This is a genomic window from Wenzhouxiangella indolica (assembly GCF_042310355.1).
Taxonomy (GTDB): domain Bacteria; phylum Pseudomonadota; class Gammaproteobacteria; order Xanthomonadales; family Wenzhouxiangellaceae; genus Wenzhouxiangella.
In genome coordinates this window covers 64,937-88,583 of sequence record NZ_JBHJMR010000011.1, presented here as the reverse complement: position 1 = coordinate 88,583, position 23,647 = coordinate 64,937, and the positions used below count along the sequence as shown (strand labels likewise).

28 protein-coding genes and 2 tRNA genes are annotated in these 23,647 nt (G+C 62.8%); 24 read left to right on the top strand and 6 right to left on the bottom strand.

From position 1 onward, the window contains the following. Window positions 1-103 precede the first annotated feature (103 nt). Window positions 104-358 carry an antitoxin gene (locus ACDC67_RS12180; RefSeq protein ID WP_376693499.1) on the bottom strand — a complete coding sequence of 85 codons (255 nt, stop codon included), beginning with the start codon at window positions 356-358 and terminating at the stop codon, window positions 104-106. Between the two features lie 181 nt (window positions 359-539). On the opposite strand from ACDC67_RS12180, the gene ACDC67_RS12175 reads away from it, so the two are divergent. The 3 genes from ACDC67_RS12175 (at window position 540) to ACDC67_RS12165 (ending at window position 1,599) form a co-directional block, all read left to right on the top strand. Continuing rightward, a complete protein-coding gene (locus ACDC67_RS12175; RefSeq protein ID WP_376693498.1) occupies window positions 540-719 on the top strand; it encodes a hypothetical protein in 180 nt (59 codons plus the stop codon). A 216-nt stretch (window positions 720-935) separates the two neighbouring features. After that, complete coding sequence (locus tag ACDC67_RS12170) at window positions 936-1,265, top strand: nucleotidyltransferase family protein (protein ID WP_376693496.1); 330 nt, start codon at window positions 936-938, stop codon at window positions 1,263-1,265. Beyond that, complete coding sequence (locus ACDC67_RS12165) at window positions 1,255-1,599, top strand: HepT-like ribonuclease domain-containing protein (protein ID WP_376693494.1); 345 nt, start codon at window positions 1,255-1,257, stop codon at window positions 1,597-1,599. Before ACDC67_RS12170 ends, ACDC67_RS12165 begins: the two co-directional genes overlap by 11 nt. Here ACDC67_RS12165 and ACDC67_RS12160 read toward each other — a convergent pair. Then, the gene (locus ACDC67_RS12160) at window positions 1,593-1,952 is read right to left on the bottom strand and encodes a hypothetical protein (RefSeq protein WP_376693493.1); all 360 of its coding nucleotides are present in this window, start codon (window positions 1,950-1,952) and stop codon (window positions 1,593-1,595) included. The genes ACDC67_RS12165 and ACDC67_RS12160 overlap by 7 nt on opposite strands. Between ACDC67_RS12160 and ACDC67_RS12155 the strand changes: the two genes are divergently transcribed. From ACDC67_RS12155 to ACDC67_RS12145, 3 genes are all read left to right on the top strand, one after another. Then, window positions 1,935-2,729, top strand: coding sequence for a transposase (locus ACDC67_RS12155; RefSeq protein ID WP_376693491.1), 795 nt, complete (start codon window positions 1,935-1,937; stop codon window positions 2,727-2,729). The two genes, ACDC67_RS12160 and ACDC67_RS12155, sit on opposite strands and share 18 nt — an antisense overlap. Window positions 2,730-2,976: 247 nt before the next feature. Next, the gene (locus ACDC67_RS12150) at window positions 2,977-3,321 is read left to right on the top strand and encodes a HepT-like ribonuclease domain-containing protein (protein WP_376693490.1); all 345 of its coding nucleotides are present in this window, start codon (window positions 2,977-2,979) and stop codon (window positions 3,319-3,321) included. 134 nt (window positions 3,322-3,455) lie between these two features. Continuing rightward, complete coding sequence (locus tag ACDC67_RS12145; RefSeq protein ID WP_376693488.1) at window positions 3,456-4,451, top strand: transposase; 996 nt, start codon at window positions 3,456-3,458, stop codon at window positions 4,449-4,451. Between the two features lie 241 nt (window positions 4,452-4,692). Here ACDC67_RS12145 and ACDC67_RS12140 read toward each other — a convergent pair whose 3' ends face one another. Further along, window positions 4,693-5,484 (bottom strand): hypothetical protein, encoded by a 792-nt coding sequence (locus ACDC67_RS12140; RefSeq protein WP_376693486.1) that lies wholly within the window; start codon window positions 5,482-5,484, stop codon window positions 4,693-4,695. A 93-nt stretch (window positions 5,485-5,577) separates the two neighbouring features. On the opposite strand from ACDC67_RS12140, the gene ACDC67_RS12135 reads away from it, so the two are divergent. From ACDC67_RS12135 to folE2, 15 genes are all read left to right on the top strand, one after another. Continuing rightward, window positions 5,578-5,934 carry a histone-like nucleoid-structuring protein, MvaT/MvaU family gene (locus tag ACDC67_RS12135; RefSeq protein WP_376693484.1) on the top strand — a complete coding sequence of 119 codons (357 nt, stop codon included), beginning with the start codon at window positions 5,578-5,580 and terminating at the stop codon, window positions 5,932-5,934. Window positions 5,935-6,165: 231 nt separating this feature from the next. Continuing rightward, on the top strand, window positions 6,166-6,324 hold the full coding sequence (locus ACDC67_RS12130) for a DUF6883 domain-containing protein (protein WP_376693482.1): 159 nt from the start codon (window positions 6,166-6,168) through the stop codon (window positions 6,322-6,324). A 152-nt stretch (window positions 6,325-6,476) separates the two neighbouring features. Next, complete coding sequence (locus tag ACDC67_RS12125) at window positions 6,477-6,707, top strand: type II toxin-antitoxin system HicB family antitoxin (protein WP_376693481.1); 231 nt, start codon at window positions 6,477-6,479, stop codon at window positions 6,705-6,707. 9 nt (window positions 6,708-6,716) lie between these two features. After that, the gene (locus ACDC67_RS12120) at window positions 6,717-6,941 is read left to right on the top strand and encodes a type II toxin-antitoxin system HicA family toxin (protein ID WP_376693479.1); all 225 of its coding nucleotides are present in this window, start codon (window positions 6,717-6,719) and stop codon (window positions 6,939-6,941) included. 111 nt (window positions 6,942-7,052) lie between these two features. Next, window positions 7,053-7,129, top strand: a tRNA-Val gene (locus ACDC67_RS12115). Between the two features lie 662 nt (window positions 7,130-7,791). Beyond that, the gene (thrS, locus tag ACDC67_RS12110; protein ID WP_376693477.1) at window positions 7,792-9,714 is read left to right on the top strand and encodes a threonine--tRNA ligase; all 1,923 of its coding nucleotides are present in this window, start codon (window positions 7,792-7,794) and stop codon (window positions 9,712-9,714) included. Window positions 9,715-9,752: 38 nt separating this feature from the next. Beyond that, window positions 9,753-10,274, top strand: coding sequence for a translation initiation factor IF-3 (gene infC, locus ACDC67_RS12105; RefSeq protein WP_376693547.1), 522 nt, complete (start codon window positions 9,753-9,755; stop codon window positions 10,272-10,274). 144 nt (window positions 10,275-10,418) lie between these two features. Further along, window positions 10,419-10,616, top strand: a complete 198-nt coding sequence (rpmI, locus tag ACDC67_RS12100) for a 50S ribosomal protein L35 (protein ID WP_376693476.1) — start codon at window positions 10,419-10,421, stop codon at window positions 10,614-10,616. Window positions 10,617-10,628: 12 nt separating this feature from the next. Next, entirely contained in the window at window positions 10,629-10,985 is a 357-nt protein-coding gene (gene rplT / locus ACDC67_RS12095) for a 50S ribosomal protein L20 (RefSeq protein ID WP_376693474.1), read from the top strand. A 2-nt stretch (window positions 10,986-10,987) separates the two neighbouring features. Further along, complete coding sequence (gene pheS / locus ACDC67_RS12090; protein ID WP_376693472.1) at window positions 10,988-11,992, top strand: phenylalanine--tRNA ligase subunit alpha; 1,005 nt, start codon at window positions 10,988-10,990, stop codon at window positions 11,990-11,992. 197 nt (window positions 11,993-12,189) lie between these two features. Then, complete coding sequence (pheT, locus tag ACDC67_RS12085; RefSeq protein ID WP_376693470.1) at window positions 12,190-14,565, top strand: phenylalanine--tRNA ligase subunit beta; 2,376 nt, start codon at window positions 12,190-12,192, stop codon at window positions 14,563-14,565. 7 nt (window positions 14,566-14,572) lie between these two features. After that, window positions 14,573-14,872, top strand: coding sequence for an integration host factor subunit alpha (locus ACDC67_RS12080; protein WP_376693468.1), 300 nt, complete (start codon window positions 14,573-14,575; stop codon window positions 14,870-14,872). Next, the gene (locus ACDC67_RS12075) at window positions 14,853-15,209 is read left to right on the top strand and encodes a MerR family transcriptional regulator (protein WP_376693466.1); all 357 of its coding nucleotides are present in this window, start codon (window positions 14,853-14,855) and stop codon (window positions 15,207-15,209) included. The genes ACDC67_RS12080 and ACDC67_RS12075 overlap by 20 nt, the downstream gene beginning before the upstream one ends. Before the next feature lie 235 nt (window positions 15,210-15,444). Beyond that, window positions 15,445-15,521: transfer RNA gene (locus tag ACDC67_RS12070), tRNA-Pro, on the top strand. A 143-nt stretch (window positions 15,522-15,664) separates the two neighbouring features. Next, the gene (gene folE2 / locus ACDC67_RS12065) at window positions 15,665-16,639 is read left to right on the top strand and encodes a GTP cyclohydrolase FolE2 (protein WP_376693464.1); all 975 of its coding nucleotides are present in this window, start codon (window positions 15,665-15,667) and stop codon (window positions 16,637-16,639) included. A gap of 30 nt (window positions 16,640-16,669) precedes the next feature. Here folE2 and ACDC67_RS12060 read toward each other — a convergent pair whose 3' ends face one another. The 3 genes from ACDC67_RS12060 to ACDC67_RS12050 are packed head-to-tail and all read right to left on the bottom strand — an operon-like array spanning window position 16,670 to window position 19,938. Beyond that, window positions 16,670-17,560 carry a hypothetical protein gene (locus ACDC67_RS12060; RefSeq protein ID WP_376693463.1) on the bottom strand — a complete coding sequence of 297 codons (891 nt, stop codon included), beginning with the start codon at window positions 17,558-17,560 and terminating at the stop codon, window positions 16,670-16,672. Beyond that, on the bottom strand, window positions 17,550-18,407 hold the full coding sequence (locus ACDC67_RS12055; RefSeq protein ID WP_376693461.1) for a M23 family metallopeptidase: 858 nt from the start codon (window positions 18,405-18,407) through the stop codon (window positions 17,550-17,552). The genes ACDC67_RS12060 and ACDC67_RS12055 overlap by 11 nt, the downstream gene beginning before the upstream one ends. Then, window positions 18,400-19,938 (bottom strand): LysM peptidoglycan-binding domain-containing protein, encoded by a 1,539-nt coding sequence (locus tag ACDC67_RS12050; RefSeq protein WP_376693459.1) that lies wholly within the window; start codon window positions 19,936-19,938, stop codon window positions 18,400-18,402. Before ACDC67_RS12050 ends, ACDC67_RS12055 begins: the two co-directional genes overlap by 8 nt. Window positions 19,939-20,108: 170 nt before the next feature. On the opposite strand from ACDC67_RS12050, the gene rnr reads away from it, so the two are divergent. The 3 genes from rnr to ACDC67_RS12035 are packed head-to-tail and all read left to right on the top strand — an operon-like array spanning window position 20,109 to window position 23,567. After that, window positions 20,109-22,250 (top strand): ribonuclease R, encoded by a 2,142-nt coding sequence (gene rnr, locus ACDC67_RS12045; RefSeq protein WP_376693457.1) that lies wholly within the window; start codon window positions 20,109-20,111, stop codon window positions 22,248-22,250. Between the two features lie 13 nt (window positions 22,251-22,263). Beyond that, entirely contained in the window at window positions 22,264-22,995 is a 732-nt protein-coding gene (gene rlmB, locus ACDC67_RS12040; protein ID WP_376693456.1) for a 23S rRNA (guanosine(2251)-2'-O)-methyltransferase RlmB, read from the top strand. Window positions 22,996-23,000: 5 nt separating this feature from the next. Next, on the top strand, window positions 23,001-23,567 hold the full coding sequence (locus ACDC67_RS12035; protein ID WP_376693454.1) for a nucleoside deaminase: 567 nt from the start codon (window positions 23,001-23,003) through the stop codon (window positions 23,565-23,567). Window positions 23,568-23,647 lie beyond the last annotated feature (80 nt).

Here is a 23,647-nt window from a genome sequence, read left to right as displayed (position 1 = left end):
GGATGGTGGCGGCTTGATAAACCGTGCATTTTAGCAAGCGCAGGGGGCTGGGCCGGGTGAATCCGAATGATTGTGCCGGGTATGAGCGACATTGCGGTCGCTGTCATTCCCCGGATTCAGTGCTCAGTGCTTGCTGAGCGAGCTCGCCGATGCTGCCCTGGACCAATCCGCCATACTGGGCTTCGGCCAGGCGTTCGGCGAGAAAAACCTTGAGCTCTTCGTGCGCCTTCTCTCCCGCTGCATCCGCCGAGAACAAGCGTTCAAGTGCATATTGTCTGAGGGTCTTACCTTCCAGGGCGGCGAGGGCCTTGAGTGTCTGATGCTGCAGTTCGGTGACATCGATGGTGAGGCGGCTCATGGCGGCTCTCCCTGGAGTTTGACTTGAATTCTGCAATTTACTACAAGTGTGAGTTTGTGCAACGGACGTCCAGATCTACCTGGAAGGGGGAAATGGCCGGGGAATGCGTTTCGATGGGCGTTCGAGCTTCAAGTAACGGGTATCCTTGGTATTGCTTATTTCTGAGAATGAGAGAACCCCCATGCAACTCACCAAACAGGACGCTCTGGATACCATCGGCAAGCTGCCCGACGATGCCGATACGGATGAGATCATGTACCGGCTTTATGTGCTCGACAAAGTCCGCAAGGGGCAGGAAGCGGCCGAGCAAGGACGGACCATCAGCAACGAGGATCTGAAGCGGGAAATCGAGTCGTGGTGATCTGGACCGAGCCGGCGAAGGCCGACCTCCGGTCCATCCACGACTTCATTGCCCCCGATTCCCGCCACTACGCCAAACGGGCGTCGACGTGTTGGGAAAATGCACCGGAACGGCCGATGAGACGATTGATAGCGCCCCTTGGGCCGCGATAGTCTTCCTGTAGTAAGATCATTTTGGAAAGCTTGCCGGGCGGCGGGCGCAGCAGTGAAGTAAGCCATGACGGAAGCCACAACAATTGCTATTGGTGATCGGATTCAGGTTGACCGAGAGGCGCTCGATTCCTTGCTGGCTGAGTACGGGGTGCGGCAATTGTCGGTGTTCGGCTCGGCGGCACGGGGGGAGATGACCAAAGAAAGCGATATTGATCTGCTCGTGGAATTCAGGCCCAACAGCGCACCATCTCTGGGCGGCCTGGTCGAATTGCGCGATCGATTGTCGGATCTGCTGGGCGGGCGTCGGGTCGACCTGGCAACACCCTCGATCCTCAACAATCCGTATCGCCGTCGTGCCATCAACCGTGATCTGAAAGTGTTGCATGCGGCCTGAAGAACGCGATCAGGCCTATGCCTGGGACATGCTCCAGGCGGCTGAAGAAATACGGGAAATGCTCGGGGATCGGGATGTCACAGCGTTTCTTGGCAGCCGTATGCTGATGCGCGCAATCGAGCGCAATCTGGAAATCATCGGTGAAGCGGCAGGGCGACTGTCGCCTAGCTTTCGAGAAGCTTACTCCGACATTCCGTGGCGCCAAATTATCGGGCAAAGAAACATCCTGGCGCATGAATACGGACAGATCGACCATGAACTGCTTTTCCGCAGTGCCAGCGAAGATATTCCGGAGCTTGTCATGCGACTGCGGCAAATCATCCCCGATCAATAAGCGATCGACGCGGCGGCGCCTGCCACGGCGCTCGCCATGGAAATAGGGCTGGAAACCTTCGAGTGGCGTTTTTCCTTCAATGATTTCAGAAATCTCCCGATGCGGTGCGGCCAGGGCGCGTCGAAAATGTCGCCATGACTTACCCGCGCAGCCAGATTGTTTCCGAAGATGACCCCGGTTTCTACCACGTCGTTTCCCGATGTGTCCGGCGCGCCTTCCTGTGCGGCCGCGACAAGCTCACCGGCCAATGCTTCGAACACCGGCGACAGTGGATCGAAATGCGCATCCTCGAGCTGGCGGATTGCTTCACGGTGTCGGTGTATGCCTACGCGGTGATGAGCAATCATTTCCATGTCGTTTTGCGCGTCGACCCGCACGCTGCCCGGGATTTGTCCGACGAGGAGGTGGCGCGCCGCTGGCTGACCGCGTTTCCGGGGCCGCTCAAGGTCGACAACAGCCCGGAGACCGCCGAACGCCTGAAACTGGCCATCACCGGCAACCCGGAGCGGCTGGTTGAACTGAGAAAGCGTCTGGGCAGCCTGAGCTGGTTCATGAAGGCCCTCAACGAGCCCATTGCCCGCCGGGCCAACCGCGAAGACGGCTGCAAGGGAAAATTCTGGGAAAGCCGTTACAAGTGTCAGGCGCTACTGGAAGATCACGCCGTGCTCTCGTGCATGGCCTACGTCGATCTCAACCCCGCTCGCGCCGCCATGTGCGACACTCTGAACGACTCCCATCACACCACCATCCAGCGACGACTGAGCGCCCACAACCGGCTCGACCGCCCGCTCAAGCCCGTCGCCGGCTTGGACGCCGATGCGCTGCTCGAGATGACCGAATCGAGCTACATCGCGCTCGTGCAGTGGACCGGCGAACAGGCCCGCTCGGACAAGCGCGGCAAGCTCAGGCCGCTGGATGATGCCGATACCGCAGCGCCGGCCGGCATCTGGCAGGTCGCCAGCCATCCGCAAGTCTGGCTGCGCCAGGTCCGGGGCACCGAGAGCCTCTACTACCGCGCCGTCGGCTCGGCCGAAGCCCTGATGTCCAAGGCCGAAGCGCTGGGCCAGGTGTGGATGAAGGGTGTGGCGGCGGAAGCGGCCCGCAAAATCCTCAAGCAACGACCGACCTGATCGACTAAAGCAATGCAACTTCGAACGTACCGGCACTGACCGGGTGTTGGCGTGCGCGAAATTCGGGAAATGGAAATGGGGGCCTGAAAACAGTGGCTAGGTCGGGCGAGAATCGGACTGGAAGGGGGAAACGGTAGGGGGAAATCAGTTGCGGAGGGCGATCGGGTGGTTAAGCGGGGCTTTCAAATGATGTGTGTCCTTGTTTTTCGTCGCCGTCGTGCCATCAACCGTGATCTGAAAGTGTTGCATGCGGCCTGAAGAACGCGATCAGGCCTATGCCTGGGACATGCTCCAGGCGGCTGAAGAAATACGGGAAATGCTCGGGGATCGGGATGTCACAGCGTTTCTTGGCAGCCGTATGCTGATGCGCGCAATCGAGCGCAATCTGGAAATCATCGGTGAAGCGGCAGGGCGACTGTCGCCTGGCTTTCGAGAAGCTTACTCCGACATTCCGTGGCGCCAGATTATCGGGCAAAGAAACATCCTGGCGCATGAATACGGACAGATCGACCATGAACTGCTTTTCCGCAGTGCCAGCGAAGATATTCCGGAGCTTGTCATGCGACTGCGGCAAATCATCCCCGATCAATAAGCGATCGACGCGGCGGCGCCTGCCACGGCGTTCGCCACGAACATAGGGCTGGCAACCTTCGAGTGGCTTTTTTCCTTCAATGATTTCAGAAATCTCCCGATGCCGTGCGGCAAGGGCCCGGCGAAAATGTCGCCATGACTTACCCGCGCAGCCAGATCGTTTCGGAAGAAGAACCCGGTTTCTACCACGTCGTTTCCAGATGTGTCCGGCGCGCCTTCCTGTGTGGCCGCGACAAGCTCACCGGCCAATGCTTCGAACACCGGCGACAGTGGATCGAGATGCGCATCCTCGAGCTGGCGGATTGCTTCACGGTGTCGGTGTATGCCTACGCGGTGATGAGCAATCATTACCATGTCGTTTTGCGCGTCGATCCGCACGCTGCCCGGGATTTGTCCGACGAGGAGGTGGCGCGCCGCTGGCTGACCGCGTTTCCGGGGCCGCTCAAGGTCGACAACAGCCCGGAGACCGCCGAACGCCTGAAACTGGCCATCACCGGCAACCCGGAGCGGCTGGTTGAACTGAGAAAGCGTCTGAGCAGCCTGAGCTGGTTCATGAAGGCGCTCAACGAGCCCATTGCCCGCCGGGCCAACCGCGAAGACGGCTGCAAGGGAAAATTCTGGGAAAGCCGCTACAAGTGCCAGGCGCTGCTGGAAGATCACGCCGTACTCTCGTGCATGGCCTACGTCGATCTCAACCCCGCTCGCGCCGCCATGTGCGACACTCTGAAAGACTCCCATCACACCACCATCCAGCGACGACTGCGCGCCCACAACCCGCTCGATCACCCGCTCAAGCCCGTCGCCGGCCTGGACGCCGATGCGCTGCTCGAGATGACCGAATCGAGCTATATCGCACTGGTGCAGTGGACCGGCGAACAGGCCCGCTCGGACAAGCGCGGCAAGCTCAAACCGCTGGGTGATGCCGGCACCGCAGCCCCGGCCGGCATCTGGCAGGTCGCCAGCCATCCGCAAGTCTGGCTGCGCCAGGTTCGGGGCACCGAGAGCCTTTACTACCGCGCCGTGGGCTCGGCCGAAGCCCTGATGGCCAAGGCCGAAGCGCTGGGCCAGGTGTGGATGAAGGGTGTGGCGGCAGAAACGGCCCGAAAAATCCTCAAGCAACGACCGACCTGACCGACTGAAGCAACAATGCAACTACGAACGTACCGGCACTGACCGGGTGTTGGCGTGCGCGAAATTCGGGAAATGGAAACGGCGGCCTGAAGACAGCGGTCAGGTCGGGCAAGAATCAGAGTGGAAGGGGAACGGTAGGGGGAAATCAGTTTCGTAGGGCAGGGCGATCGAGCGGTCAAGCGGGGCTTTCAAATAATGTGTGTCCTTGTTTTTTTAAACTAAACTTAAAGCTTTGTTGCTACTAATTAGAACTATTATTTGTATATTGAGTAGTTTTATCACTAATTTTTTCAATAGAATTCTCTAAAATATCTACAAAATCTCCTGAGCCTTGAGATGCATCTTCATATTGATTTTTTAATTGGTGCATTTCATCTTCTGTTCTACCCTCTCCATTATATTCTAAAACAAAGTTTCTTCCATCTGAAAGTCTTAATGCATTAACATCATATGGCCCATAATCTGTTCCTCCAATATTTACAGTACAATCATAACAAAAAACATGCACATTATCATCATTATTCAACACATCTTCAATAGTTTGTTGAGCTGTATCTTCATTTGCCCAATACTTTGTAGTATTTACTCCACCAGATGGATAAAAATCAACATCTCCATTTGGTCTATTAACTTGAAATTCCCACTCAATAAGTCCATTATCATTAAGAGCTTCCCCATACACTAAAGGTAGATCGTTCATAGACTGATATTCTTGACACGCTGAAGTATTTGCAGTTGAAGTTTCACCATCTCCTGCTGGCACTAAATCTACTTCAACCCAACCATCTGTTCCCGCGGCGCGGTAATTCAACAGGACGGAGTCCAAGCCCGCCTCATCATAGTCACAGACTCTGGCCAGGACGGATCGATACCCTTCGAAGCCTTCTTCCAGGCCGCGGATATTGGCGACGAGCTGCTGCTGGAATTCGTCGATAAAGATCCCGTCCTGCGCCTCACCACTTCCCGTGACCAGCGCCCCTGCAACGAAAAGCAAACCCGAAATACGAATAACCGTGCCATGAATCGATATCATTGACCGCCTCCCCAAGAATTCGAATCAACAAAGCCGCCTAAATCAGTCAGTATGATTGATTACTTGTGACTTCAAAACCAAGGTGATGCCCCCATGACCGACATCAACGACTACTACCAGAAGAAACAGTTGCACGAACAGCTCTCCCGGGAGCTGCAGTCGCTCGAGAAAGACCAGTCGCTCAAGAAGGAGCTGGCGTTCGAAAACGAGCTCAGGCAGCTCATGGAAGGGTACAACAAGTCAGCGCGCGATGTCCTGAAGGTGCTGACCGCGATCGACCCGGGCGTGGAGCAGGAGGTCAAGAGCAGCCGCCCCAAGCGCGCCCTGAAGACCTACAGGAACCCGCACACCGGCGAGGTGGTCAAGACCCGCGGCGGCAATCACAAGACCCTCAACCAGTGGCGTGAGCAGTACGGCAAGGAAGCCGTGCAGAGCTGGCAGGAGTCCTGAGGAAAAGCGGAACTCTCCGGAAGAGCCGGGGCAGCTCAGTCCTCGCAAGAATCTGCGGGTTGACAGACCGGAGGCGTCCATATATCTCCTTGGTTTTCAACTTATTTTTCTGCTAGTTCTTCTTGGTTTTCTTCGTAGCATCCGCATGCTGGGAATGACACACTAGGGTCCATAGACTGAATTGCGACCGTCTGCCAGTCCGAAAACGGTTCTGGCATAAGTATTTGAATTGTGTGGAGCTGGTTGGATTTGAAGTTGCCCGCACGGGAAAAGACGGAGATTGCCGAGGAAAAGATTCGCGGCTATCTGCTTTCATCGGATCACCCGGTTGGGCGCCACAAGGCGAGATTCTTCCGCCACCTGGGTTTTGGGGCAGTCCAACTGGCTTGAATTGCTTTCAGTATTACGCCGGTTCTCGGGCATGGCAGTGAGCAACAGGATCGAAACGGAGTTCAGCGACAAATTCGAGATCCGTGGGCGGCTGGTCGGTCCCGCTAGGCGGCGCAGTCCTTTCGATTGCCTGATGTAGAATCGGAATCGCCATGGAAGTAGTGATCAACCTCCACATTGAAAAATTGCCAGAAGGCGTGTATCTGGCCACCTGCGACGATTTGCCGGGCCTGGTTGCGCAGGGCCGTACCATTCAGGAGACTCTGGAGATCGCTCGCGATGTGGGCAAAAAGCTGCTTGAAGCCCGTGCAGAGCGCGCCGATCCGCCGATTCTGCCGTCGGCAGGAGACGATTTCGATTGTCCGTTGGTCATCGGAGGCTGAGCCGGCGTTGTGGGTCAACTGGCAGGGTTCAAGTATCGTCAGGTCATAAGGAAACCCAAGAAGCTGGGCTTCGTCTTCGACCGGCAGGCCTCCGGATCGCACGAGATTTGGTTCCATCCGGACACCCAGCGCTATACGACCATTCCCAACCATCCCGGTGACCTGCCCGAAGGCACGCTGCGGGCGATCCTCAAGCAGGGAGGTGTTCCGCCGGACGATTTTCTTTCGGTTTGAGAGCTTTGGCATGGCTGGAAACACTTCCTATTCAGCCTCATGTGTCATTGGACAAGGCTGCTGCTTGTCGATTTCGGCAACATCGGGTAGACTTGCTGGCTTGATTCGGAAGGGCGATTAGCTCAGTTGGTTAGAGCGCTGTCTTGACATGGCAGAGGTCGCTGGTTCAAATCCAGCATCGCCCACCACCGAATGCTTCCCAGCCCTTCCTGTGCACGCCGCTTTCGGCGTCGGGCGCTGCTCGGAATCCTCATGTACCATTTAGGTACACTGCGGTTCCTGTGCTGCGTCCGCCACCGAAATCGACGCACCCAGAAAGCGCTGGAAAGCATTCGGTTCGGTAGCGAGTCTTACGGAAGATTCGGGGCGCCGGGCAGCGTAGGCGGCGGAGCCTTGGTGGTTTTCCGGAGGAAAGAAGCCAAGGCGGAGCCCCGTAAAACGCGTGCTCGAAATCCTCATGTACCGTCAAGGTACACGCGCGACGGCTGCAAGCGGACGCTGCTTGCGCTTTGCGCAAGGCGCATCCGTTTTCCGCCTGCGCTGCGCCCGCCGCCGAAATCGACGAGTCCAGGAAGTTCGTAGGATGCGTGGAGCGTTAGCGGAACGCATCGGCTCCCCTTTGATGCTGGCTGATGCGTTCCGGCCTTTCGGCCTCCACACATCCTACGGTTGCTTCCTGAGCGGGCCCGATGCGGGATGGCCTGCTGAGGGCCTCGCCACCGCGTCGAACTGAAGCAGGCCATCCCGTATCGGGCCGGGATCGAAGCCCCCACGGAGCGGGCCGGGAAGGCTTCACTTTTTTGGAATTTGCCCCAATCTTGGGGGCTGACAGGCGGTAGAATTCGCAACCATGGTTCAGATTACGCTTCCAGACGGTAGCCGGAAGGATTTCGATCATCCGGTGACGGTACACGAGGTGGCCGAGTCGATCGGTCCGGGCTTGGCCAAGGCGGCCCTGGCCGGCGAGGTCGAGGGTCGGCTGGTGGATACCAGTTACACGATCGAGCGCGACGCCGAGCTGCGCATCATTACCGCGCGCGACGAGGAGGGCGTGGAGTTGATTCGTCACTCCACCGCGCACCTGATGGCGCAGGCGGTCCAGCGGCTGTTTCCCGATACCCAGGTGACGATCGGGCCGGTGATCGACAACGGCTTCTACTACGATTTTGCGCGGGAGGAGCCCTTCCGGCCCGAGGATCTCGAAGCCATCGAGCAGGAAATGGCGAAGATCGTCGCCGAGGATATCGCCGTGGAGCGCTCGGTGATGAGACGTGACGAGGCGATCGACTTCTTTCGCCAGAAGGGCGAGGAATACAAGGCCAAGATCATCGCCGACATTCCGGCCGACGAGACGCTGTCGCTTTATCGCCAGGGTGATTTCATCGACCTGTGCCGCGGCCCGCACGTGCCATCGACCGGCAAGCTCGGCGCGTTCAAGCTGACCAAGCTGGCCGGCGCCTACTGGCGCGGCGATTCCGACAACGAGATGCTGCAGCGCATCTACGGCACCGCCTGGCCGGACAAGAAGCAGCTCAAGGCCTATCTCAAGCGCCTGGAAGAGGCCGAAAAGCGCGACCACCGCAAGCTCGGCGCGCGCCTGGATCTCTACCACATCCAGCCCGAGGCCCCGGGCATGGTGTTCTGGCACGACCGCGGCTGGCGCATCTACTTGGCGCTGCAGGACTATATCCGCGGCCGCCTGCGTGAGGCCGACTACGAGGAAATCCACACCCCCTCGATCGTCGACCGCAGCCTGTGGGAGAAGTCCGGGCACTGGGAGAATTTCGGCGACGACATGTTCATCACCTCCTCGGAGGACCGCGTCTACGCCGTCAAGCCGATGAACTGCCCCTGCCACGTGCAGGTGTTCAACCAGGGCCTGAAGAGCTACCGCGACCTGCCGCTGCGCATGGCCGAGTTCGGCTCCTGCCACCGCAACGAGCCCTCGGGCGCGCTGCACGGCCTGATGCGGGTGCGCAATTTCGTCCAGGACGACGCCCACATCTTCTGCACCGAGGACCAGATCCGCGACGAGGTGCTGGCTTTCAACAAGCTGGTGTTCGACGTCTACAATGACTTCGGCTTCACCGACGTCGCGGTCAAGCTCTCGACCCGCCCGGAAAAGCGCGTCGGTTCCGACGCCGTCTGGGACAAGGCCGAGAAGGCCCTGGCCGAGGCGCTCGAGGCCGCCGGCATCGAGTACGAGCTGCAGCCGGGCGAGGGCGCCTTCTACGGGCCCAAGATCGAGTTCTCGCTGACCGACTGCATCGGTCGCGTCTGGCAGTGCGGCACGATGCAGGTCGATTTCTCCATGCCCGGCCGCCTGGGTGCGGAATACGTCGACGAAGACGGCGAGCGCCGCGTGCCGGTGATGCTGCACCGGGCCATCCTGGGCTCGATCGAGCGTTTCATCGGGGTGCTGATCGAGCACTACGCCGGCGACCTGCCGCTGTGGCTCGCGCCCGTGCAGGCGGTGGTGATGAATATCACCGACGCCCAGGCCGACTATGTGCAGGAAGTGACCAAGATCCTGAATCAGCAGGGTTTTCGGGTCGAGTCGGACTTGCGTAACGAGAAGATCGGCTATAAAATCCGCGGCCGCACGCTCGAGAAGATTCCGTATCTGTTGGTCGTGGGCGATCGCGAGGTCGACAATCGCCAGGTGGCGGTGCGTCTGCGCGACGGCACCGACCTGGGGGCCATGCCGATCGACGACCTGATCAATCGATTGTCCACCGAGGTGGCGCAACGCGGCCCGATCACGGATAATTGACGGTTCACTTGCACTGAACGCAAAAAGGAGCAGCACACATCGCAACGGATAAGAAGACCCGACGCAACGAGGACATCACGGCGCGCGAAGTACGCGTGGTGGGATCCGAAGGCGATCAGATCGGGGTGATGGCGATCAGGGATGCGCTGGCCCGTGCCTCGGAGGAAGGCATGGATCTGGTGGAAATCGCGCCGCAGGCCGAGCCGCCGGTATGCCGCATCATGGACTGGGGCAAGTTCCGCTTCGAGCAGTCCAAGAAAGCGCAGGCCGCGCGCAAGAAGCAGAAACAGATTCAGATCAAGGAAGTGAAGTTCCGCCCCGGTACCGATGACCACGACTACGACGTCAAGATGCGCAACCTGCGCCGGTTCATCGAAGAGGGCGACAAGGTCAAGGTGACCCTTCGCTTCCGTGGTCGCGAAATGGCCCACCAGGAGCTCGGTCTCGAGATCCTGCAGCGGGTCGAAAAGGACATGGCCGAGGAAACGGTCGTGGAGCAGCGCCCGCGAATGGAAGGCCGGCAGATGGTCATGATGCTGTCGCCGAAGAAGACTTCCTGACAGGGAAGGATTCCTTCCGGACGCGAACGCTGAACGAACCGGCAGCACGAGCTGTCGGATACAACTAGCCGGAATGCAGCTCGCAAGCGTTGCCCGGACGGCCCGGGTAACCGCTGCACGAAGGTAAAACAAGGAGACAAGACAATGCCGAAGATGAAGAGCAACCGGGGCGCGGCCAAGCGCTTCAGTGCCACGGGCAGCGGGCGCATCAAGCGCAAGCGTGCCAACCACAGCCATATCCTCACCAAGAAGGATACCAAGCGCAAGCGGCGCCTGCGCACCACCACTCTGGTCAACCGCTCGGAAGAAAAAGCCGTGCGTCAGATGCTGCCGAAGCTGTAAAGGAGAGCGATCATGGCAAGAGTCAAGCGTGGAGTAGTCGCCCGTCGTCGTCACCGCAAGGTGCTCAGCCGGGCCAAGGGTTATTACGGCGCCCGCCGCAAGGTCTATCGCGTCGCCAAGCAGGCGGTCATCAAGGCCGGCCAGTACGCGTACCGCGACCGTCGTCAGCGCAAGCGCGATTTCCGCAGCCTGTGGATCCAGCGAATCAATGCCGCCGCGCGCGAGCACGGCCTGTCCTACAGCCGGTTCATCAACGGCCTGAAGCTGGCCGAGGTCACGATCGACCGCAAGGTCCTGGCGGACCTGGCCGTTCACGACAAGGCCGCCTTCAAGGCGCTGGCCGAGAAAGCTCAGTCCAGCCTGGGCTGAGCATGGACACGCCGGCATCGCAGGACCTGCTCGAGGACGCCCTCGAGCAGGTGGCCCGAGCCGATAGCGAGCGAACCCTGGACGAGGTCCGGGTTCGCTTTCTCGGCAAGAAGGGGGCGCTGACCGCGCAACTCAAGGCGCTGGGTCAGCTCGAACCCGAACAGCGCCGCGAGGCGGGTCAGCAGATCAACCGCGCCAAGCAGACGCTCGAGCAGGCCATCTCCGAGCGCGGGGAAGTGCTCGCCAGGGATCGCCTGAACGCGCAGCTCGCCGCCGAAACCATCGACGTCACCCTGCCGGGACGCTCGGCCGAGGCCGGTGGCGTGCACCCGGTCAACCGGGCGCTCGATCGGCTGCTCGATATCTTCCAGCGCCTGGGCTTCGAAGTCGCCACCGGCCCCGAGGTCGAAGACGACTACTACAATTTCGAGGCGCTGAATTTTCCGCCGCACCACCCCGCGCGGGCGATGCACGACACCTTCTACCTGCCCGACGGGCGCCTGCTGCGGACGCATACCTCTCCGGTCCAGATTCGCGTCATGAAGGAGCGCGGTGCGCCGGTTCGCATCGTCGCCCCGGGGCGCGTGTTTCGCTCGGATTCCGATCAGACACATACCCCGCAGTTTCACCAGGTCGAGGGCCTGCTGGTCGACCGCGACGTCACTTTTGCCGACCTCAAGGGCATGTTGTCGGACTTTGTCAACGCGTTCTTCGAGGACGATCTCGAGATGCGGCTGCGCCCGTCCTATTTCCCCTTTACCGAGCCCTCGGCCGAAGTCGACGTGCGCTGGCGCCACGCCGACGGCACGGCCGGCGACTGGCTGGAAGTGCTCGGCTGCGGCATGGTTCATCCCAACGTGCTGGAAAACTGCGGCGTCGACCCCGAGGAATACACCGGCTACGCCTTCGGCCTGGGCGTCGAGCGCTTCGCCATGCTGCGCTATCGGGTCGACGATCTGCGCCTGTTTTTCGATAACGACCTGCGCTTCCTGCGCCAGTTTCGGTAGGAGCCTCCCTGATTCATGACGCCTTCTACTGCAACGTCCCCAAGCCGCGCATCTGCTGCCTTTCGCTCGGTCGCGAATCCTCACCGTACAGGCGAGTACGATTCCGGTCCGCTCGGTCGCAAAAGTCACCAGCTACACGACTTGGGAACGTTTCGCGACGAACGCGTCATGAATCAGGGAGGCCAAGAGGAAACCTCATGAAGATCAGTCATCGCTGGCTCGGTGAATGGGTCGATTCCGGGTTGAATGCCGCCGAGATCGCCGAGCGCTTCACCCTCGCCGGGCTCGAAGTGGATTCCATCGCAGCCGTCGCGCCGCCGCTCGACGGGGTGGTCGTGGGCGAAATCCTGTCGATTGAACCCCATCCCGACGCCGATCGATTGCGCGTCTGCCGCGTCGGCGGCGATCGCGAGGAACGCACCATCGTGTGTGGCGCGCCCAATGCCCGAAAGGGCCTGAAGGCGCCGTTGGCCACGCTTGGAACCCGCCTCCCGGGCGGCATGAAGATCAAGCCCGCGAAGCTGCGCGGGATCGGCTCGGAAGGCATGCTCTGTTCCGAGCCGGAACTGGGCCTGGGCGACGAAGCCGGCGGCCTGATGGAGCTGCCCGCCGATGCGCCGGTGGGCGAGTCGCTGGCCGCCTACCTGGGCCTGGACGACCAGGTGCTCGAAATCGACCTGACGCCGAATCGCGCCGACTGCCTGTCGGTGCGGGGCCTGGCACGAGAGCTCTCCGCGATTGCCGACCGGCCCGTGCTCGAGCCGCGGATCGACGAGGTCGCGGCCGAGACCGGGCGCGGCATCGAGATTTCCCTAGACAGCCCGCAGGATTGCCCCTGCTACGTCGGTCGGGTAATCGAGGGTATCGACGTGAACGCCGCCACGCCCCTGTGGATGGTCGAGCGCCTGCGTCGGTCCGGCATCCGCAGCCTGGGCCCGATTGTCGACGTCACCAACTACGTGCTGCTGGAACTCGGTCAGCCGATGCATGCGTTCGATCTCGAGCGCATCGCCGGTGGCATCCGGGTACGCCGGGCGAACAAGGGCGAGAAGATCACGCTGCTCGACGGGCAGGAAGTCGAGCCTGACGAAGACATGCTGCTGATCGCCGATCATGAGCGGCCGCTCGCCATCGCCGGCGTCATGGGCGGTGAGGATTCGGCCGTGGGCGCGTCGACGCGCGATATCCTGCTCGAATCGGCCTGGTTCAATCCGGCGACCATCAGTGGCCGGGCACGTCGGCTCGGTCTGTCGACCGAATCGGCGCACCGCTTCGAGCGCGGCGTCGATCCCGCGCTCCAGCGCCTGGCCCTCGAGCGGGCCACGCGGCTGGTTCTCGAAATCGCCGGCGGCCGCCCCGGACCGGTCGTCGAGGCCCGGGACGGGGAGCATCTGCCCGCCGTCGCGCGGGTGGCCCTGCGCCTCGAGCGCCTCAACCGGGTACTGGGTGCGGATCTCGACGCCGACACGGTAGAAGCCATTCTAGAGCGCCTGGGCATGGTGGTCAGTCGCGGCGAAGGCGGCTTTGAAGTGACGGCGCCTTCGGCCCGGCGCGATATCGAGATCGAGGCCGACCTGATCGAGGAGGTGGCGCGGATCTTCGGCTACGACCGCCTGCCGACCCGTCACCCCGGCGGCGAGATCGTGGTCAAGGCGCCGCGGGAGACGCGCACCGGCGAGCGATCGCTTCGTGAGCAGCTGGCGGCACGCGGCTTCCAGGAAATCATCGCCTGGAGTTTCGTCAGCCAGTCCGAGCTCGACGCCCTGTCGATGGGCGAGGGTGCTCAGCCGCTGGCCAACCCGCTCAGCCGCGAAATGGCGGTGCTCCGAACCAGTCTTCTGCCCGGCCTGCTGAGCGTTGCCGGTCGAAATCTTCGGCGCCAGACGCGCAATCTCCGGCTGTTCGAGACGGGGCATTGCTTCGTCAGCGACACGGCCGGCTTCGACGAATCCTGGCGTCTGGGCCTGTTGATGACCGGCGATGCCCGGCCCGAGCATTTCAGCGGTCGATCGCGCTCGATCGACTATTTCGATCTCAAGGGCGAGCTCGAGCAGCTGCTGGCGTTCAACGCCATCGACGGCGAGATGGCGTTCGAGCGCGTCGAGTTGCCCTGGCTGCATCCGGGCCAGGCGGCGCGCTTGCTGATCGACGGTGAACAGGCCGGCTGGCTGGGTCAGCTGCACCCGGCACTGATCGAATCGCTGGAGCTCGACCAGCCCGTTTTCGTGGCGGAGTTCGACGGCGAACGCATCAGCCCGCGGCGCCTGCCGGAGCACCGCGACAGCGGCCGCTTCCCGGCCGTTCGGCGGGATATCGCGATTGTCGTATCGGACGAGTATCCGGCTTCGGGCCTGATCGAAGCGGTGCGCGAAACGGCCGGCGGGCTGCTAGAAAACTGCGTGGTTTTCGACCAGTACCGCGGCGAGGGGATTGAAAGTGGCTTCAGAAGTCTGGCTATTGGCTTGATTTTGCGCGATGTTTCGCGCACCCTTAAGGATCGGGAGGTCGACGCGCTGGTCCAGACTGTGCTGGCCGATCTCGAGAGTCGCTTCGGTGCCAAATTGAGAGGTTGAAAAGGGGATGTCCTTGACCAAAGCTGATCTGGCTTCAGCGCTGTTCGACGAAGTCGGTCTCAACAAGCGCGAAGCCAAGGAGTTCGTGGACTCCTGGTTCGAAACCATTCGTCAGGCACTCGAGGACGGCGACCACGTCAAGCTGTCCGGCTTCGGCAACTTCCAGCTGCGGGACAAGAACCAGCGACCGGGGCGGAATCCGAAGACGGGCGAGGAAATCCCGATTTCCGCGCGGCGGGTGGTGACGTTCAAGCCGGGTCAGAAACTTCGAGCAAGAGTAGAGGCGTATGCTGGATCCGCGGAGTAACCAGGAGCTGCCGCCGATCCCGGCGAAACGCTATTTCACGATCGGTGAAGTCAGTGAACTCTGTGCGGTCAAGCCGCACGTGTTGCGCTACTGGGAGCAGGAGTTTCCGCAACTCAAACCGGTCAAGCGGCGCGGCAATCGCCGCTATTACCAGCGGCATGATGTATTGATGGTGCGCCAGATCCGCAGCCTGCTGCACGAGCAGGGCTTCACCATCCAGGGTGCGCGACAGCGGCTCGAAGGCGATACCGCCCAGAACGACGTTTCCCGCAGCCAGCAGCTGCTCAAGCAGATGCGCATCGAACTGGAAGAAATCCTCCATGTCCTGAGAAGGTAGGTCCCTGAAAACACGGGAACCACCGAATACACCGAATACACCGAACGAGAAAAGCCAGCTCTCCGTAACGGAACGCTTAAGATCTCTAAAATCAGCTAGTTGTATTCATGGTTTAGTGTTAGTTATTCGGTGCCTTCGGTGTGTTCGGTGGTTCCAGAAAAAGAACCCTTCCTGTCTCGCACAGGATAGGCATTTCGCGGTAAAATGCATGTTTTAACCCCAAGCAAGTTTCGGTCGGAGCGTAGCGCAGCCTGGTAGCGCACCACAATGGGGTTGTGGGGGTCGGGAGTTCGAATCTCCCCGCTCCGACCATTTTCTCCTTCCCACGCGCCTTCTGCGGCAGCGTCCTGATTCACGGGTTTTTCATTGCGAGTGGCGTTCAATATAGCTCCGCAATACAATTGCCCCGAATGATTCAGGGCGACTACCGACCCAAACGCAGCAGAGAGCCACTTATGAAAAATCGACCCAACGTCGCCGACATGCCGGATATCGCCACGCACGCCAGGGCCCAGGTTGCCGGGCAGCTGGACTGGGTCGGCATGAACAGCATCGAGTTGCCCATCCTTCTGGATGCGACCGACGGCCGGCACATGCAGACGACCGCCCAGGTCAGTGCTTTCGTGGACCTGGAACGGCCCGAAAAGCGCGGTATCCATATGTCGCGCCTGTACCTGCACCTTGATCGTGCCCTCGCCGAGCATGCCGTCACGCCGGCGTTGCTGCGTCATCTGCTGCGCGATTTTCTTGCCTCGCACGAGGATCTCAGTTCGCGTGCGATGGTTCGCCTCGACTTCGACTACATGCTGCGCCGCAAGTCCCTGGTCAGCGACAACAGCGGCTGGAAACGCTACCCGATCAGCCTGATCGCCAGCCTCGACGACCAGGGTTTCGAGATCGAGATGGCGCTGCAGATCGCCTATTCGAGCACCTGCCCGTGTTCCGCGGCGCTGGCCCGTCAGCTGATCCAGGATCAGTTCCGCAAGGATTTCGGCGCCGATGGCGCGGTCGACGCCTCGGCGGTTCTGGAATGGCTGGGTAGCGAGGAAGGCATCGTGGCCACGCCGCACAGCCAGCGAAGTGCTGCCGATGTCCGATTGCAGTTGGCGCCCAGCTTCGAGGCGTTTCCCTTCGTGGAAATGATTGACGCCGTCGAGGGGTGCCTGAAAACCCCCGTCCAGGCCGCCGTCAAGCGCGAGGACGAGCAGGCATTTGCGCTGCTCAACGGTCAGAACCTGATGTTCTGCGAGGACGCGGCTCGCCGCCTGCAGACCGCGCTCGAATCACAGGACCGGATCATCGACTTCTGGGCGCGTTGTCGCCACTTCGAGAGCCTGCATCCGCACAATGCGGTGGCGATCGTGACCAAGGGAATCGAAGGCGGCTACAAGCCGATCGACGGTCAGCCCTCGGGTTGGCGCCACGACTGACGAGCCGCGAGGCTCACGAACCGACGGGCCCTACCGTTCTTGAGCGCCCAGCCCGACCTGGAGGTCGGGCAGGGCGACTCCGAGGTTCGACGAGCCTGGCTCGGCCCAGGCCTCGGCGGTGACTTCGCCGGATTCCGAATCGACGACGCTCAGGCGCATCAGTATGGCCGAGTCGTTGCGTTCCATGCGGTAGTACTGTAGTTCGACCCGGTGGCCCAGGCTCATGTCTGCAGCATCCTGCGGCTCGACGGCTTGGCCCGCGCGAAGCTCGAAACTCCGTGCGACCCGCCATTCGCCGCCTTCACGCACCCCCAGCCAGCCGTCGAAAACCGGCGCGGGGAGGAAATCGATGACCCGGTCATCCCCGCGCGACTCGCCCGAATCGGGGTCGATCAGGCGATCGCCGATGGTAATGCGTCGGCCGTCGAAGAGGATTTCCTTGAGCAGGCCGACCACTTCGGGTCCCTGGCCGAACAGGCAATCGCCGGGCTCGGTTTCTCCGACCAGGCCTTTATCCGTAAGGTGGAATCGCATCGGGCAGCTCCGCTGCACGCGATCGTCCTCGTCGAGCAAGGCGAAGCGGCCGTCGAGGCGGTTTTCGACGGCGGTCGGTTCAAGCTCGAGGCCGTAGCGGCGGATGTTGCCGCCGTCGATGTCCTGCTGAACCATCGACAGTTTCAGTTTGTCGTGTGTCTCTCCCGGGCGGTGCGCGATGTCGAGCGTTTGCGCCGACCGGTCGTCCTTGCGAACACTGACATAGCCACCGGGCAGGCGGGCGGCGATCTGCTGCAATGCCGGCGGCGGGGCCTCACGCGTCGCCGACCCCGGCGAATCGGTCGTCGCGCAGCCGGTGAGGACCAGCGACATGGCCCAGGCCAGCGCGCAGAAAGCCGCAATGCGTCGGTGGTTATCAGGGCGCATCGGCATCGGGATTCTCGCTCCAGTCGAGCAGCAGGGCGGGGTCGATGCGCACGTCCCGCAGGTTCATCCGCCAGTCCAGGTGCGGTCCGGTGGCGCGCCCCGTTGCCCCGACCTCGGCGATGCGCTGGCCGCGCTCGACCCGCTCGCCCACCTCGACGTGGATGGCCTCCAGGTGCAGGAAGGCCGACACCAGCCCGTGACCGTGGTCGATGAACAGGGTACCGCCGGAGTAATACATGTCCGGGTGGGCCAGGGTCACGATGCCTGCCGCCGGTGCCTCGACGGGTGTGCCGGTGGGCGCGGCGATGTCGATGCCCCAGTGCGGGTTGCGCGGCTCGCCGTTGAGAATGCGCTGGCTGCCGTAGACGCCGGTGATCGGGCCGGTCAACGGCCAACTGAAACCGCTCGACCAGTCGTTGCGGGTGTCGCGGCGCTCGCGCGCCCGGCGGGTCTGGCGGGCGTCCTCGCGGATGCGCGCCAGGACCGATTCCGGCGGCGTGACCTGCTCCTGCGGCAGGCCGTCGATGCGCTGGATGTCGAATTCCCGTGCGCGCGGCTCGAGTTGTCGCTCGATGCGCTCGCCGCCGGGCAGCCCGACCTCGACCCTGATCGCTTCGGTTCGCTCGCGTTCGAAGGCCAGCAGGAAGCGGCCGTCGGTGCTGACCATGATCGATTCGCCGTCGGCTTTTACCGAGCTGCCCGGCGGGGCCTGCCCGACGACCATGCCGCCCTGGACGATCTCGCCCTCGAACTCGACCGCTTCGTCGGCGGCCGGGGCCGGCAGCGCCGGGGCGAGCACCAGCAGGGCGAATGTGAACGCCAGCGAAAGATGCTTGATCTCAGGCATTGCCGCCTCCGCGGATGGTCAGAGTTTGCCCAGGCTGTAGTGTGACTTCTTCGCTCAGGCCGTTCCAGCGAATCAGCTCGCGTACCGAGACATCGTGGCGGCGGGCGATGGTCCACAGCGAGTCCCCGCGCCGGACGGTGTATTCGCGCGCCGCGGGTGAACCGCCGGGCTGCGTCATGTTGACCAGTATGCGATCACCGGGGCGGATCAGGCTGTTGCGGCCCAGGCCGTTCCAGCGTTGCAGTTCGTCGACCGTGACGCCGTAGCGACGGGCAATGATCCAAAGGCTCTCGCCGGGTTGCACCTGGTGCTGGAACCGTCGGGACGGCAGCAGGCGCTGATGCAGGCTTTCGAGTTGCGCATAGCGCTCGGCATGCGGCGAGTTCTCCGGCGTGCGGCCGTTGTCGGCCAGGCGCAGTTTTTGCCCGGCGCGCAGAAGATCGCTGTCGAGATTGTTGGCTTCGCGCAGCTGGCGGACCGTGGTGTTGTGGCGTCGGGCGAGGTGGGAGAGCGTGTCGCCGGAGCGCACCCGGATCTCCCGCCACACGATCATGTCATCGGTGCCGAGATTATCGAGCGCCGCGCGGACCCGGTCGGCGCGGGCCGCCGGCACCATCAAGTGGTGCGGGCCGCCGGGCGGCGTCAGGTGGCCGTTTAGGCCGGGGTTGATGGCGACCAGTTCGGCAATGTCGATATTGACCGTGGCCGACAGCGCGACGATATCCACCGGCCCGTCCAGTTCGATCCGGGTGATCTGCGGGCGATTGTCCCAGACCGGCAGATCGAAGCCGTAGCGAGCCGGCTCGGCGAACAGGCAGCCCAGCCCGTTGAGTTTGGGCACGTAGCCGAGTGTTTCGCGCGGCAGCCGCAGCGCGTTCCAGGCAAGCGCCTGGCCGCTGCGCCGGTTGCGATCGATTGCGCGCTGAACACGCCCCTGGCCGCCGTTGTAGGCGGCGAGCGCCAGGTTCCAGTCGCCGAACTTGTTGTGAAGGTACTCGAGATAGTCCAGGGCCGCGCGGGTGGCGGCCCAGACATCGCGTCGACCGTCGTAGAAGTCGTTGATTTCGATGCCGCGCTCGCGCGCGGTTGCGCTGACGAACTGCCAGGTCCCCGCTGCCTGCCCGTGCGAGTAGGCGAAGGGATCGTAGGCGGACTCGACGATGGGCAGCAGCGCCAGTTCGCCGGGCAGCTGACGACGCTCGAGTTCGTCGGCGATGTCGTACAGCCAGGGCCGGGCGCGGTCGAGGACGCGATCCATGTAGTCCTCGTGCTCGCCGTACCATTGCGCCCACTGCTCGGACCGGCTGTCGGCCGCGCAGCGGGTGAACTCGAAGCGGTCGACCACGCGCGCCCACAGATGCGGCGGGCGGGGCGGTTGCGGTTCCGGCTCGAGGTCGTCGCCGAGGTGGCGGGTGGCTTCCTCGACCACGGCGAACGGATCGGGCAGGTCGACCGGGTTGCGCTGGGGGGGCGGATCGGTCGGTGCCGGATCGGTTTCGATCACGGCGCAGCCGGAGCCGAACAGGATCAATGCGGCGATTCCGAGCCGAACGTGGTGCGGCCTGCAAACTGCAGGACTCGAATGGGTTCTTGTTCGCATGAATGTCTTCGGGCTCGTGCAGCGTTCACATGCCGCGATGAATACAAAAGTCGATTGAGCGGATGCGGTGCACGTTCAGCGGGACAGGTACAATATCAAACATGACAAAACAATCTTCGCATATCTCGCGCGAGCGCATCCGCGCCGCGCTCGAGGCGGCCGATCGGCCCGTCTCACGTCGCCAGCTGTCACACCAGTTCGGCCTGGACAAACCGCAATCCGATGAACTGCTCAGACCGGTGCTGATGGAGATGGTTGCATCTGGCGAGCTGGTGAAGAACCGGCGTGCGGCCTACGGACTGCCGTCGCAGATGGATCTCGTCGCCGGACGCATCAGCGCTCACCCGGACGGTTATGGGTTCGTCGTGGTCGAGGGCGACGGCGACGACCTGTTCCTCGCGCCGAAGCAGATGCGGCAGGTGTTCAACGGCGACCGCGTGCTGGCGGCCGTCACCGCGGTCGATCGGCGCGGTCGCAAGGAAGGCGCCATCGTCGAAGTGGTCGAACGCGTGCATGCCCAGGTGGCCGGCCGCCTGCTGATCGACTCCGGCGTGGCGGTGGTCGTGCCCGATGACCCGCGCCTCACGCAGGACATCCTGGTGCCGAGCGAGCGTGTCGGCAAGGCCAGGTCGGGCGAGGTCGTGGTGGTGCAGATCAACAAGCCCCCGACCCTCAAGCGGGGCGCCGTGGGCGAGATCATCGCCGTGTTGGGGCATGCCGACGAACCGGGTATTGCCACCGACATCGCCGTCTACAGCCACCAGCTTCCCTGGGAATTCCCCGAAGAGGTGGTCCGGGAGTCGGAGCGCTTCGGCGACGCGGTCGATCCGGCAACCGCCGGGCGTCGCCTGGATCTGCGCGACCTGCCGCTGGTGACCATTGACGGTGCCGATGCGCGCGACCTGGACGATGCGATCTACGCCGAGCCGCGGGAGGACGGTTTCCGCGTCCTGGTGGCCATCGCCGATGTGGCCGAGTACGTTCAGCCCGGACGGCCGCTCGACGCCGAGGCCGAGAAGCGCGGTACCTCGGTCTACTTTCCCGATCGCGTCATTCCCATGCTGCCCGAGACCCTGTCCAACGGGCTGTGCTCGCTCAACCCCGAGGTCGATCGTTTGTGCACGGTCTGCGAGATGTTCGTCGACGCCCGGGGCAAGGTGACGTCCAGCCGCTTCCACGAGGCGGTCATGCGTTCACAGGCGCGACTGACTTACGACCAGGTACGACGCATCATGGAGGCCGGCGATCCGGCCCTGGTCGAGCGATTCGGCCACGTGTTGGGCAACCTGCAGGCGCTCTACGAGGTCTACCGGCTGTTCTTCCAGCGTCGAGAACAGCGCGGCGCGCTGGATTTCGACTCGCAGCAAGCCTATTTCGAGTTCGACACGGACGGGCGCGTGGCCAACATCCGGCTCCAGCAGCGCCACGATGCCCATCGCCTGATCGAGGAACTCATGGTCGCGGCCAACGTCGAGGCGGCGAAGTTCGTCGGCCGCGGCAAGCTGCCCATGCTCTACCGGGTGCATGAGCCACCGCCGACGGAGAAGCTCGAATCGCTCGAGGAGTTCCTGCGGGTCAACGGCATCCAGGTGCGCTGGTCGGAAACGCCCGATCCGCAGCAGTTCGCCGCCATTCAGCGCAAGGTTGCCGGCAAGCCCAACGAATCCCTGATCAACGCCCAGCTGCTGCGCAGCCTGAGCATGGCCGTCTACCAGCCCGAGAACAAGGGCCACTTCGGTCTGGCGCTGGAGCACTACGGTCACTTCACCTCGCCCATCCGGCGATACCCCGACCTTCTGCTGCATCGCGCGATCAAGCATCTTTGCCGCAAGCGCGACCGCGGCGAGTTCCAGTACGGATACGCGCGCATGGAGGAACTGGGTCGGCACTGCTCCTGGGCCGAACGCCGGGCCGAGGATGCCTCGCGTGATGTCGAGGAGCGCCTCAAGTGCCAGTTCATGCAGCGCCATGTCGGCGACCAGTTCGAAGGGATCATTTCCGGCGTGACGAGTTTCGGTCTGTTCGTCGAACTCGACGGTCTGGCCGTCAGCGGCCTGGTGCATGTCACGGCTCTGCCGAATGACTACTATCATTTCGATCCGGTCAGCTCGAGCATGACCGGCAAGCGGCGCGGACTGCGCTATCGCCTCGCCGACAAGGTGCGCATCGAGGTGATCGCGGTCAACCTCGAGGAGCGCAAGATCGATTTCCGCCTGGTCGAGGACGCGGACGAGGACGACTGAAGGTTCGGCAGCGATGAAGCGGGAACTGGCGATGGGCATCAATGCCGTCGAAGGGCTGCTGAGCAATGCGCCCGAGCGCCTGGTGCGCGTCTGGATCAAACCGGGCGGGGCGCGCCTGAAGGCCCTCGAGCGGGACCTGACCGCGCTCGCCGTCGCCGTAGAACACGCCGACGAGCGCGCCCTCGACCGTATGGCCGGCCGGGTTCGCCACCAGGGCGTCGTCGCCGAGTTCCGACCGCGCCAGCCCGGCGACGACCGGCGCTTGTCCGAGCTGGTGGAATCGATCGAACGGCATAGCCTTTTCCTCGTACTCGACGGCGTTCAGGACCCCGGCAATCTGGGCGCCTGCCTGCGCACGGCGGCAGCGGCCGGGGTGACGGCCGTGATCATCCCGCGTAACAAGGCCGTCGGCCTCACACCGGCGGCACGGCGCGCGGCGGCCGGGGCGGCCGAGTGCGTCGAGTTGCTCGTGGTCACCAACCTGGCGCGCAGCCTGCGGCTGCTCGCCGACCATGGCGTGTGGCGCGTCGGGCTGGCGGCCGGCACCGGTCAGAGTCTCTTCCGGGCCCGTCTCGACGGCGCGCTGGCCCTGGTGCTCGGCGGGGAGGAGGGCGGCATGCGCCGGCTGACCCGCGAGCACTGTGACGAACTGGTGGAGATTCCCATGCCGGGCGCGATCGAGAGCCTGAATGTCTCTGTGGCGGCGGGTGTCGCCCTGTTCAGCGCCGTGGAAAGGAGAATGTGATGGTCATGCATGGATTTCGCGTCGATCTTCCGGACTGGATGCGCGAGTTTGCGGCCAAGCTTCCCGACCGCCTGCCCGAGGCGCGCGAGCGGATGGCCGTGGCCGTCAGCCTGTCCGACCAGAACGTGCGTCGACGGACCGGTGGTCCGTTCGGTGCCCTGGTGGTGGCCGAAGACAGCGGTGAAGTCGTGGCGCTGGGCGTCAACCGGGTCGAACCCCAGCTTTGCTCGGCCGCGCACGCCGAGATCGTTGCGCTCAGTGTCGCGCAGCGGGTGATGGGCAGCTGGAATCTCGCCGACACGCACCTGGGCCCGCTGCAGCTGGTCAGTTCCTGCGAGCCCTGCGCCATGTGCCTGGGCGCGATTCCCTGGTCCGGTATTCAGTCCCTGCTCACCGGTGCGACCAAGGCGGATGCCGAAGCTGCGGGCTTCGATGAAGGAACGAGGCCGCAGGACTGGATCGAGGTGCTCGAACGGCGTGGCATCACGGTCAATACCGGCGTGATGCGGGAGGAGGCGGCGCGCGTACTGACGCGCTATGCCGCCAGGGGACAGACGATCTACAACCCCTGAAGCATGAACGAAAAAAAGCCGGGACGCAGGGCGCCCCGGCTTTTCCGGTCCGGGCCGAGGCCCGGAAGATTCGCGCTAGC